Annotated in this window: 11 protein-coding genes; 7 read left to right on the top strand and 4 right to left on the bottom strand. The window is 70.4% G+C overall.

The genetic code is table 11. From position 1 onward, the window contains the following. Positions 1-9: 9 nt before the first annotated feature. Complete coding sequence (locus ABZV40_RS20805; protein ID WP_355443682.1) at positions 10-1,377, bottom strand: putative glycoside hydrolase family 15 protein; 1,368 nt, start codon at positions 1,375-1,377, stop codon at positions 10-12. Next, on the bottom strand, positions 1,356-2,768 hold the full coding sequence (locus ABZV40_RS20800; protein ID WP_355443680.1) for an exopolysaccharide biosynthesis polyprenyl glycosylphosphotransferase: 1,413 nt from the start codon (positions 2,766-2,768) through the stop codon (positions 1,356-1,358). The genes ABZV40_RS20805 and ABZV40_RS20800 overlap by 22 nt, the downstream gene beginning before the upstream one ends. Positions 2,769-3,035: 267 nt before the next feature. Here ABZV40_RS20800 and ABZV40_RS20795 point away from each other — a divergent pair, with 267 nt between their 5' ends. Both ABZV40_RS20795 and ABZV40_RS20790 read left to right on the top strand, forming a co-directional pair. Continuing rightward, a complete protein-coding gene (locus ABZV40_RS20795) occupies positions 3,036-3,863 on the top strand; it encodes a glycosyltransferase (protein ID WP_355443677.1) in 828 nt (275 codons plus the stop codon). Then, positions 3,863-5,170 (top strand): FAD-dependent oxidoreductase, encoded by a 1,308-nt coding sequence (locus ABZV40_RS20790; protein ID WP_355443674.1) that lies wholly within the window; start codon positions 3,863-3,865, stop codon positions 5,168-5,170. Before ABZV40_RS20795 ends, ABZV40_RS20790 begins: the two co-directional genes overlap by 1 nt. Here the strand turns inward: ABZV40_RS20790 and wecB are convergent. Next, complete coding sequence (gene wecB, locus ABZV40_RS20785) at positions 5,059-6,201, bottom strand: UDP-N-acetylglucosamine 2-epimerase (non-hydrolyzing) (RefSeq protein ID WP_355443671.1); 1,143 nt, start codon at positions 6,199-6,201, stop codon at positions 5,059-5,061. The two genes, ABZV40_RS20790 and wecB, sit on opposite strands and share 112 nt — an antisense overlap. A 111-nt stretch (positions 6,202-6,312) precedes the next feature. Here wecB and ABZV40_RS20780 point away from each other — a divergent pair, with 111 nt between their 5' ends. After that, positions 6,313-7,257 (top strand): lysyl oxidase family protein, encoded by a 945-nt coding sequence (locus ABZV40_RS20780; protein WP_355443668.1) that lies wholly within the window; start codon positions 6,313-6,315, stop codon positions 7,255-7,257. 28 nt (positions 7,258-7,285) lie between these two features. Continuing rightward, on the top strand, positions 7,286-8,434 hold the full coding sequence (locus ABZV40_RS20775) for a helix-turn-helix domain-containing protein (RefSeq protein WP_355443665.1): 1,149 nt from the start codon (positions 7,286-7,288) through the stop codon (positions 8,432-8,434). On the opposite strand, the gene ABZV40_RS20770 is transcribed toward ABZV40_RS20775, so the two are convergent. Further along, positions 8,388-9,233 (bottom strand): SGNH/GDSL hydrolase family protein, encoded by an 846-nt coding sequence (locus ABZV40_RS20770; RefSeq protein ID WP_355443662.1) that lies wholly within the window; start codon positions 9,231-9,233, stop codon positions 8,388-8,390. The genes ABZV40_RS20775 and ABZV40_RS20770 overlap by 47 nt on opposite strands. Positions 9,234-9,350: 117 nt before the next feature. Here ABZV40_RS20770 and ABZV40_RS20765 point away from each other — a divergent pair, with 117 nt between their 5' ends. The 3 genes from ABZV40_RS20765 to ABZV40_RS20755 are packed head-to-tail and all read left to right on the top strand — an operon-like array spanning position 9,351 to position 11,398. After that, positions 9,351-10,091 carry an inositol monophosphatase gene (locus ABZV40_RS20765; RefSeq protein WP_355443659.1) on the top strand — a complete coding sequence of 247 codons (741 nt, stop codon included), beginning with the start codon at positions 9,351-9,353 and terminating at the stop codon, positions 10,089-10,091. Beyond that, entirely contained in the window at positions 10,088-10,771 is a 684-nt protein-coding gene (locus ABZV40_RS20760) for an SDR family NAD(P)-dependent oxidoreductase (RefSeq protein WP_355443656.1), read from the top strand. The genes ABZV40_RS20765 and ABZV40_RS20760 overlap by 4 nt, the downstream gene beginning before the upstream one ends. A gap of 54 nt (positions 10,772-10,825) precedes the next feature. Next, entirely contained in the window at positions 10,826-11,398 is a 573-nt protein-coding gene (locus ABZV40_RS20755; RefSeq protein ID WP_355443654.1) for a hypothetical protein, read from the top strand. The last annotated feature ends 3 nt before the right edge of the window (positions 11,399-11,401 follow it).

Below are 11,401 nucleotides of genomic sequence, written 5' to 3'. Positions count from 1 at the left end.
CCAGCGAGCTCACCCGGTCGGCTTCGGCGTCGTGGTCGTCGTGGTGGGCTTGGTCGTGGTGGGTTTGGTCGTAGTCGTCGTGGGCTTCGTCGTCGTCGGCACCACGGGACCGACCTTCGCCTTGATGAGCACCTTCGCGTCCGCACCGGGCAGCTCGAACGGCGCGACCACCGGAGTTCCCGCGATGTCCACCATGCCCGGCGGCGGTGTCACCTGCACCGCCGTCGACGTCGGGTTCACCACCACCCAGCCGTTGCTGAAACCTCGCGTCCACAGGCCGTTGGTCAGCCGGTTCGCCGCCTCGACCGCCTCGCCGAGCCCCGCCTCCTGGTACTGCGACCAGGCGGGCGTGCGGTAGTCGGGGGTCGCGCCGTTCCAGCAGGTGTGCGGGCTCGCCAGCAGTGCGGCGGTGGCGTACCCGACGCGTTCCTCGCGCGGCTCGGACGTGTGGGTGACGAGCAGCAGCCAGGACTCACCGAGGGCGGCCTGGCCGCGCAGTTCCTTCCACTCGTTGCCGCGGAACGTGAGCAGGTCGCCGGTGCCGCCGTCGTCGCGCAGGCCGAAGTTCTCCTCCATCGCGCCGTCGTAGCGCGAGTGCGCGGTCCACCGGCCGGGCCGCAGGTGCGACTCGGACACGTTGGGGATCAGCATCTTGCCGTTCTTCGCGAGCTGGTCGCCGACGATGCCGAGGAACGCGTCGAACCCGTCGCGCAGCACGCGGTCAGTGGCCTCGACGTCGGCGGTGCCCTTCAGCACCGCGGGCGAGTAGAACCGCAGCGAGCTGAAGTCGTTGTCCGCCAGCACACCGTCCCAGCCCTCGCGGACGACCTCGTCGACGACCGCGGTCGCCCAGGCCCGCTGGTACGTCTCGTTCCAGACGGCCATCTGCCAGTGCTTCTCGTAGTCCTTCCACTCGATCCGCGCGCCCGCGGTGTCGACGGCGAACCAGTCCGGGTTCGTCTTCTCGGCGGCGACGTACCCGATCCCGGTCGGCAGGTACTTCGCGTCCACGCCGTTGTCGACCGTGCCCGGGTAGTTGCGGGTGCTGGCGAAGTCCTTGTACACCAGCACCTTCACCTTGGGGTTCAGCTGTCGCAACCGGCGCAGCGCCGCCGTCTCCCACGCGTTGAGCACCACGAGGCTGTAGTGCTCGGCGGCGAACTTCAGCTGCAGCGCCGAAGGTTTCCCGCCGATGCCGTACCACCACGCGCACGGGGCGAGGGGCTTCGGCTGGGGAGCGCTGACGATCGACGGCTCGGTGGGCCCGAGGCTCTCCTGGGCGGCCTTCTCCGAGACCGGCACGAAGGTGCACGCCGCCGTGAACGACAGCAGCACCACCGCGAGCACGCGGGTCGTCAGCGATTCCTTCTCCGACACAGCTCTCCCACCGTCAACAGCACGATTTTGACGTCCAGCCACAGCGACCAGTTCGCGATGTAGTAGTTGTCGTATCGAGATCTGTCCACGATCGAGGTGTCGCCTCTCAATCCGTGCACCTGCGCGAGGCCGGTCAAACCGGTGGGGACCCGGTGGCGCGCCCAGTATAGTTCGTGGATCGCCGAGAACTGGCGAACGAAACCCGGTCTTTCCGGCCGCGGTCCGACAATGCACATGTCGCCGCGCAGAATGTTCCACAGCTGCGGCAGCTCGTCGAGCGACGTGTGACGCAGGATCCGGCCTACCGGACCGACCCGCGAGTCGCCCTCCACCGACCAGCGCACGTCCGAGTCGTCCACGCCGGTCTGGCGCACGCTGCGCAGCTTGTAGATCACGAACTTGTGGTCGTCCATGCCCACGCGGACCTGCCTGAAGATGATCGGCCGGCCGCTCTCGAACAGCACCGCCAGCGCGCACAGCGCGACCACCGGCGACAGCACGACGAGCGCGAGAGCCGCGAGCGACCGCTCCACCAGGCGCTTGACGTGCCAGGTCGGCCGGTTCGTCGGCGCGGTGCTCAGGCGCAGCAACGGATAGCTGCGCAGCCGTTCCACGTCGGGGCCGTCCTGGTGCAGCTCGAACATCCGCGGCACCACCAGGGTCGAGCAACCGCGCCGGTGCGCCGTGACGGCCGCGTCGACCAACGGCGAGTCGCGGGCGTGCGAGAACGCGACGACCACGGTGCCGACGCCGAGCCGGTCGATGGCCGCGGCCAGGTCCTCCTGCAGCAGGGCGACCGGCAGTTTGCGGTCACCCGGCGGTTCGGGGTCGATGAACCCCACCGGGCGCAGGCCGTACTCGGGGTGGCGCAGCATGACCTCGGCGAGGTCCGCGCCGACCTCACCGGCGCCGATGATGATCGTCCGGTCGCACCGGTCGAACCGGCGGCGGCACCACCGGCCGAACGCGAAGACGGCCGACCGCGCCGGTTCGCTCACCACGACGAACGCCACCACGCCCGCTTTGAGCTGCAGCAACACGTCCGGCGACCAGCCGAGGGCCAGCACACCGGCGCCCACCGCGGCGACCGCGATCGCCGTCGTGGCGAGCGAGCGCGGCAGCTCCTGCAGCCACGACAGCCACAGCCGGCGGCGGTAGATCCGGCCGGACGCGCGGACCCCGAGCAGGGCGCACGCCAGCACGAACGCCCACCCCCCGCTCAGACCCGCGTGCGACGCCATCACGACCAGGGCGAGCACGTCCACCCCGACGAGGAGCACCGCCACCCCGTTGACCCGGCTCAGCAGACCACGTGGCGGCGGGTCGTCACGCACCGGCGCCAGCGGCGCGGTGAGCTCTCCGGCGAACCACTCTTCCAGGGGAAGCCCCACGCTCGTCTCCACCTCAGCACTACGTCCCATTCGAGATCACCCGATCGAGTTCATCTGGCTGAAAAATGTCCCGAGAATGACGGCAGCGAGCCCCGTCGTCACCCGTTCGAGGAACATTCGTACCCCTTTCGAATTACATCCAGAATCGGTCGGGCGCTCCACTCCCCCGCTGCAGAGCGAAAACCAGCCAGGGGGCGCTCCGAATTTACGGGCGGGCGTGCGAATAATTCTCGCCGCCGCTCTGATGCCCGATGAAATGGGGGCTCCATGACACTCGACGGACGCGAGTCCGAGGCCTCGCCGACGGCCGGTCCGAGACCCGCCACGGCACTCGCAACGCCGGTGCGGGGGCGGGCGCACGTGGTGCTCCCCGCCTACAACGAGGCCGCCGCGCTGCCGTCGCTGCTGCGCCGGATCGCCGAGGTCGCCCGCACCGAACAGATCACCGCCTGGGTCGTCGACGACGGATCGTCCGACGGCACGGGCGAGGTCGTGACCGGCGTGCCCGGCCTGGACGTCCGGCTGGTCCGCCACCCGGTGAACCTCGGCCTGGGCCAGGCCGTCCAGACCGGACTGCGGGCCGCGCTGGCCGACGCCGCGGAGGACGACTTCGTGGTCGTGATGGACGCCGACGACACCCACGACCCCGCGCTGATCACCAGGCTGGGCAACGAGATCCTCTCCGGTGCCGACGTCGTGATCTGCTCGCGGTTCGTCACCGGCGGCGACGACCGGACCGCCCCGCTGTTCCGCCGGATGCTCTCGCGCAGCGCGGCCGTGCTGTTCCGCCGCGTCCTGGGCCTGGTCGACGTGCACGACTTCACCAGCGGCTTCCGCGCCTACCGGATCAGCCTGCTCGCCCGCGCCAGCGCGCACTGGGGCGAACGGCTCGTCGAGGAACGCGGTTTCGCCTGCATGGTCGAGCTGCTGCTGAAGCTGCGGCACTGCCACCCGGTGATCACCGAGGTGCCGCTGGAGCTGCGCTACGACCGCAAGCAGGGCCCGAGCAAGCTGAAGCTGCGTCGCACGATCGTGCAGTACGTCCGGCTGCTGGCACGCGACCGGCTCACCCCCGCGCCGTACCGGGAGCTGTGATGACGACGGACGTCACGGTGATCGGCGGTGGCATCTGCGGCCTCGCCGTCGCGCACCGGCTCGCCCGCGCGGGCACCGCAGTGACACTGGTGGAGGGCACCGGCCAGCTCGGCGGGCTCGGCACGTTCTTCCCGTGGCGCGACCGGTGGGTGGAGCGCTTCTACCACTGCGTCATGCCCACCGACGAGCACCTGCTGCCGTTGCTGGAAGAGCTCGGGCTGCGCGACGACGTCCGCTGGGAGCGCACCAGCATGGGCATGATCGTCGACGGCCGCCACTACCCGTTCAACTCAGGACTGGACCTGCTGCGGTTCACGGCGCTGGGCCTGCCCGACCGCATCCGGTTCGGTGCGGTGTCGGTGCTGCTGCGCAGGTTGGGCAAGGGCAAGGACCTCGACAACCTGCGCACCGAGGACTGGCTGCGCGGCCTGTACGGCGACGAGGTGTGGCGCGACCTCTTCGGCCCGTTGTTCGGGTCGAAGTTCGGTGCGGCGTTCGGTGACGTGCCCGCGCTCTACCTGTGGCAGCGGCTGGGCCGCGAACGCAACGTCGCCGTGCGCGGCTACCCGCGCGGTGGCTACAAGTCGATCATCGACGCGCTGAGCCGCTCGATCGAGTCGCACGGCGGTGTCGTGCGCACGTCCGCACCGGTGCGCGCGTTGCGGGTGACCGGCGGACGGGCCGAGATCGAGCTGGACGGCGGCGAGACGATCACGTCCGGCCGGGTCGTGTCCACGCTGCCGCTGCCGGCGTTGCGCCAGGTCGCCGACGCCGGCCTGGCACCGTTGCTGCCCGAGGTGGACCTGCGCTACCAGGGCGTCGTCAACGCGCTGTTCGTGCTGCGCCGACCGTTGTCCGGCCACTACTGGACGCCGGTCCTGCGCTCCGGCACCGAGTTCGACGGCGTGGTCGAGATGTCACCGCTGACCGGCCCGGTCGACGGACGGCACCTCGTGTACGTCATGCGCTACACCGACCGCGGCTCCGCACTGTTCCAAGAGGACACTCGCGACATCGCGGCCAGGTGGACCGCACAGCTGAGGACGCTGCACGGCCTGGCCGCCGAGGACGTCGAGGAGGCGCACGTGTTCCGCGCACCGTTCGTGGAACCCGTGTACCCGTTGGGTTATCTCGCCCGGCGACCGCCGGTGGAGGTGGCGGGCACGCCGTTGCTGCTCGCCACCACCGCCCACGTCTACCCCTCGGTGACGAGCTGGAACTCCAGCGTCGGGCTGGCGAACCGGGTGTCGGACATCATCGCCCGCACCGCGGTCTCGATGAGCCCGGACGACGAACCGGTGCCGTAGGGCGACGGAATGCCCGCCAGCCGGGTGCGGTGCCCGCTCACGTCGTCCAGCCACCTGAGCACCTCGGCCCGCACCCGCGGCCCCGGCGGCACCAGCGTGCCGAACGTGCCCTCGATCTCGGGTCGTTCGGTGCTGCGGCGGACCACCACGACGGGCCGTTTGAGCACGCTGACCTCCTCCTGCACACCGCCGGAGTCGGACACGAGCACGGCGGCCCACCTGGCCAGCGACAGGAAGTCCGGGTACGACTGGGGTTCGATCACCCGCAGCCGGTCGAGCAGCCGTTCCAGCCCGAAGGCGGCGACCTGCTTCGCGGTGCGCGGGTGCAGCGGCAGCACGACCGGCAGCGGCAAGCGGACGAGCTCGCCGAGGATGGTCTCCAGGTTCTCCCGGCAGTCCACGTTCTCCGGCCGGTGCACGGTGGCGAGCACGTAGGAGTCGGGCGTGAGTCCCAGCGACGAGATCAGCCGCAGCGACTCCGGCGCGCCCGGCAGCGCTTCCTCCAGCGCGCCCACGACGGTGTTGCCGGTGACCGTGATCCGGTCCGCCGCGATGCCTTCTGCCAGGAGGTTGGCGCGGTTGACCGAGGTCGGCGCGCAGCAGAGGTCGGCGAGGTGGTCGATGGCGACCCGGTTGTGCTCCTCCGGCATCGCGCGGTCGTAGCTGCGCAGCCCGGCCTCCACGTGCACCAGCGGCACGTCGTTCGCGTTGGCGGCCAGCGCACCGGCGAGCGCGGAGGTGGTGTCGCCCTGCACGATCACCACATCGGGTGGTTCTGCCGCGAAGTGCGCGTCCAGTGCCGCGACGGCGTTGCCCAGCTGGCTGCCCCTGCTCCGCGCGCCGCCCAGCCCCAGCTCCACGAAGCTGCCGGGTTCCGCGATGTCCTGGCGGATGCGCGAGTACATCGAGCTGTCGTAGTGCTGTCCTGTGTAGACGACCGCGGCGTCGTCGCCGAACCGCCGGATGAGCGGGGCGAGCTTGATCAGTTCCGGCCGGGTACCGCACACCATGGTGATGACGCCTCTTCTCACCGGCCGCACACTAGTTCTCGGCCCGACGCATCCTCCTGCTCGTCAGTCGATCGAGTGAGACGCCCGGGGTTTGACACGACAAAACCGTTGTGACGTCACTAATGTGCGGCGGTGTTCAAAAGACCCGTCGCAGTGGTGGTCGCCGCGATCACCGCTGCCGCACTCACCGCGTCCTCACACGCCGCCGAGCCCGCGCTGCCCGATCTGCGCCAGGCACCGGTGGGCTGCGCCGGCGGATATGACGGCGACGCAAGCAAATGCGACTCCTGGGACGTCTGCATGGTCACCGACCCGTCCGCACCGGGCGGCCCGTGCGTCGACGGGGGCGACATCAAGGCCGTGCGCCTGAGGTTCACCACATCGGTGGACAACATCGGCGACGGACCGTTCCTCGTGCACGCCCACCGCGACAGCACCGCCCAACCGCGGATGACCGTCCGGCAGGCCATTCAGTCCGGAGTGGACGGACCGATCCCGATGTCCTTCGGCGAGGCCCAGCACCGCACCTCGTCCTGGGCGTACTACGAGCCGGCGGCCGCGCACGAGCACTGGCACCTGATGAACTTCGAGTACTTCCAGCTGCGCACCCCGGCGGGCGACACGGTCGTGACCGACCGCAAGAACGGCTTCTGCCTCGGCGACCGCTACGTCAACGCCGACGCGGACGGCCTGGCCCACCGCCCCGGCGGCCGCGACACCCCCACCGGCGAGCTGGCGCACAAGCTCGACGGCCACAAGTGCGAGCACCACAACCCGGAAGCGCTGGACGTGTTCTTCGGGATCTCCGTCGGCATGGGCGACGACTACAAGTACAAGGTCGAGTTCCAGTGGCTCGACATCACCAAGGTCGCCTCCGGGACCTACGACGTGGTCACCGTCGCCAACCCGGACCGCGTGCTGCTGGAGAAGAACTACGACAACAACGCGTCGTCGATGGCCATCTCGATCAAGTGGCCGGGCGGTGCCTCGCGCGCTCCGGCGCGGATCACCAGGCCGCCCGTGGTGAAGCTGCTGCGCGGCTGCCCCGGCAAGATCCGTTGCGCCGACGGATCATGACATCGGGCTCAGCCGCCAGAATCGGCTGATGCCCTATGTGATCGGTGGCCGTCCGCTGGCCGACCGGCTCGTCGTGGAGATGCCCGCGTTCGTGCGCCGGGTGCTCGACGAGCTGCTGCAGCGCGTGCCCGAGTACCGCCAGCTGCCCGCGGAGGAGTTGTCCGGTGACATCGCCAGAGTCACCGAGCACGCGCTGCGGGCGTTCGCCGTCGTGCTGGGCACGGGTGAGCTGCCGTCCGCGGACGAGCTGCGGTTCCTGCGCGAGTCGGCGGCGCAGCGCGCGGAGGAGGGCGTGCCGATCGACGTGGTGCTGACCGCTTACCACGTGGGCCTCCAGGTCGTGTGGGAAGCGCTCGTGCCGGTCGCGCGACCGGAGGAGGTTTCGGACGTCCTCGCGCTGAACGCGTTGGCGCTGCGGTACCTGCAGCTCGTGACGCCCGCGGTCAGCGCGGGCTACCTCGACGAGCGGCAGACGACGTTCGACGACGAGCGGTCCGCGCGGCACGCGTTGCTGACGGGGTTGCTCGACGGGTCGGCCGAGGCGTCCGGGCCCTGCGTGGTGCTGGCGCTGCACGTGCCGCCGCATCCCGACGAGCTGCTGACCGAGGTCGACCGGGCGATCGCCGGGCGCAGGAAGCTGCGCCGGTTGCGGACCGAGCTGGAGCGGCACAGCCGGGAACCGGTGCTGTCGTCGCTCGGCGTGGACGGCGGTCTGGCGTTGCTGCCGGGCGAGGACCCGCCGCTCGACCGGATCGTGGCGGACGTGACGCGTGCCGCGGGTGTGCCGCTGACGGTGGCGGCGGTCGCGACCCCTCCCTCCGGGGTCGCGGACGCCGCCAAGCTCGCCCGCGAGGTGCTGGCCGTGGCACTGCAGTCGGGTCCTGGCCTGTACCGGCTGAACGACGTGCTGCTGGAGTACCAGCTGTCCCGCCCGAGCGCGGCGCTCGGACCGCTGGCCGCGATCGTGGCACCGCTGACGGACGAGCTGGTGCAGACGCTGGAGGTCTACCTCCGGCGCGGGTCACGGCGGCCGGCGGCGTCGGAGCTGCACGTGCACCCCAACACCGTCGACTACCGGTTGCGGCGAGTGGCGGAGCTGACCGGCCTGGACCCGACGCGGATCGAGCACGTCACGCTGCTGACGGCTGCCCTTGCCGCGCGGCGTTCGCGACCGTAGCGCCGAAGACTGCCATGCCCGCGGCGTTCGGGTGCAGTGGCGCGGCGGGCGTCGTCGGGATCACCCCTTCCAGGTAGCGGTCGGCGGGTGCCGCGCAGCTGTCGTGCCCCACCGTGACCGCCGCGAAGTCGACGAACGTCGCGCCCCGCTTCGCCGCCTCCGCCCTGGCCGTTGCGCTGATCTTGTTCAGCACGCTCTGCAAGTAGTCGGCGTCCCGTGCCCACACCGGCTGACGCGGGTGGCAACCACCGGGCCTGCTGTAGGTGCCGTAGCCGGTGACCAGCAGCTTCGCGTGCGGCGAGCGGCGCTTGATCTCGTCCAGCGCGGCACCCAGCTCCGGTGCCCACACGTCGACGGCCTTGGCGAGCTGATCCACGCCGTTCGTCGTGTAGCGGTCCCGGCAGGAGACCCCCGCCGGTTCCGGCAGGAGGTTGACGCAGCTCAGCGCGGTCTGGAACAGGCCGATGTCGTTGCCGCCGATGGTGAGCGACACGAGGTCGGTGGACGGCTTGAGCGCATCGAGCTGCGGTGCCACGAAGCCGAACTGGCGACCCGTCAGGTGGTCGGTCTCGGCACCGGAACAGGTGGCGTCGGTGAGGCGTGCTCGGAGCAGACCAGCCGCCACCTGCGGGTAGTCGTGATCCGAGCGCAGGCACCACAGCGCGGGATCCGGGTTCGGCACCAGCGGACCCGCCGCGGCCGAGTCGCCCAGCGCCACGTACTCGAGGGTGTCCGCCTGTGCGGGGCTTGTGCCGGCGACCAATGCCGCGAACACCGCCAACCCGGCCACGATTCGCATCCCGAACCTCCAAACGTCGCTGTCAGGTCTGCTCATCGTGGTGGCTGAGATCACTGCCGCGGGTTGGACGTTGCCCAGAGTCAGCCGGTCGGGTTTGTCACCGATCACAATGGGCCCGTGACTCCTGGGGATCTTCTCGCGCTGGCCGCGCAGTCGTGCGTGGACGCCGCGAAGCTGTTGCACGAGCTTCGGGTCGACGTTGCCGCGAAAGGCGCGTTCGACCAGGTCAGCACCGCGGACCTGGAGATCGAGGCGTTCCTGCGGACCAGCCTGACCGGCGGCGCTCCCGGCTCGGCGGTGGTCGGCGAGGAGCTCGGCACCGCCTCGGCACCGATCACCTGGTACGTCGACCCGATCGACGGCACCCGCAACTTCGTCCGCGGCATCCCGCTGTCGTGCCTCTCGGTCGCCGCGGCCGTGGACGGCGTGCTGGTGGCGGGCTGCGTGCTGGACCCGTTCCGCAACGAGCTGTTCACCGCGGCTGTCGGCGTCCCGTTCACGATCAGCTCTCCCGGCTTGACGATCACGCCTGGTGTGAGTCCACGCCCACTGGTGCTGACCGACATCCCGTTGCCCGGCAGCCCGTACCACGGCGAGATGGCACTGCTGGGCGCGTTGATGGAGGTGGCGGACGTGCGCCGCGTCTACTCGACGGCCCTCTCGCTCGCCTGGGTCGCGGCCGGCAGGGCGGACGCGGCGGCGAACCTCGGCATCCACCCGTGGGACGTCGCGGCGGGCGCGGTGCTGGTCCGCGAGGCCGGCGGCGTGTACCGCGAGATCGGCCGGGACGGGTTCGTGGCCGGCCGGGGTGAGATCGTCGACTGGCTTCACGATCGACTGGAGGACATCGTCACGTGATCGATCTCAGCGGCAAGGTCGTGCTCGTCACCGGCGCCGGCGGCACCATCGGCAGCGGCATCGCACAACGGTTCTCGGACGCGGGCGCGCTTGTCGTGCGCCACAACGGTGTTGAGGACGGTGACCTCCGCACATCCGCTCAACGCGTGGTCGAGGAAGCCTTCGCTCGCCACGGCAGGCTGGACGCCGTCGTCAACAACGCGGGCGTGCAGCCCGTGGAACCGTTGCCGGACATGACAGTCTCGCAATGGCAGTCCGTTGTGGACACCAACCTGACGGCCCCGTTCGCCGTCACCCAGGCGGCCGCTTCGCTCCTGCCCGCAGGCGGTTCGGTCACGCACATCGCGTCGATCGAGGGCTCGCACCCGGCACCGGGCCACGCCCACTACGCCGCCTCGAAAGCCGCGCTGATCATGCACGCGCGAGCGGCCGCCCTGGAGTACGGCCCGCGCGGCATCCGGGTCAACACGGTCTCGCCCGGCCTGATCACCCGCCCCGGCATCGAGTCGCAGTGGCCGGAAGGCGTCGCGCGATGGCGTTCGGCAGCGCCGCTGACCCGGCTCGGCACACCTGAGGACATCGGCAACGCGTGCGTGTTCCTGGCCTCGGACCTGGCTTCCTGGATCACCGGCCACGACCTGGTGGTGGACGGCGGCGTCACGGCCCGCCCGACCTGGTAGCTCGAAGGGCTGACCCGGCACGCGCGAACACCCACCACGATCCACTATTCGGAGATGTTCGTTGGCGGCACGGGCACCGTGGTGACGAGGTTTCGAGCCAGACCAGAGGAGGCCCACGCGGTGATGTGCGCCGTGCTCAGCCGAGCGCGCGCACTCGGCTTCCTGACCAGACGACTGGGCCGAGGAGTGCACCTCTGCGACGCCGATGCCGCACTCCTGCTGCTGACGCTCGCCCCACCGGTCAACGAGCCGAGCGACACGTACCTGTTGAGCGGCACGGTGACCGGCAGCACGCCGTGCGAGCTGACCAGAACGCTGTTCTCGTTGGTGGAGGACATCAGCTTCACGCCACTGGAACTCGAAGATCTGCGGGAGAGTCTGCCGTCGCTACCAGGTGTGGACGACACTCCGCTGATGATCGTCAGCCACCTGACCACCGATCTGGTCGCACAGGTCGAGAAGGCTGTCGAGCTTGGTGCCGCGGCGACGGCGATCACCGTGCTGCACGAAGACGAGCGACCGCACCGCCGCGTCGAGGCACACCTGCGTTCGCGTGGCGTCACCGTCGCACGTCCGCTCGAAGCCATGGCCGCGCACCGTCCGGAGCCGACCAGCAGACCGTTGTGACCG

The organism is Lentzea sp. NPDC004782 (assembly GCF_040609115.1).
GTDB lineage: Bacteria > Actinomycetota > Actinomycetes > Mycobacteriales > Pseudonocardiaceae > Lentzea.
This window is presented reverse-complemented; position numbering and strand designations above follow the sequence as displayed.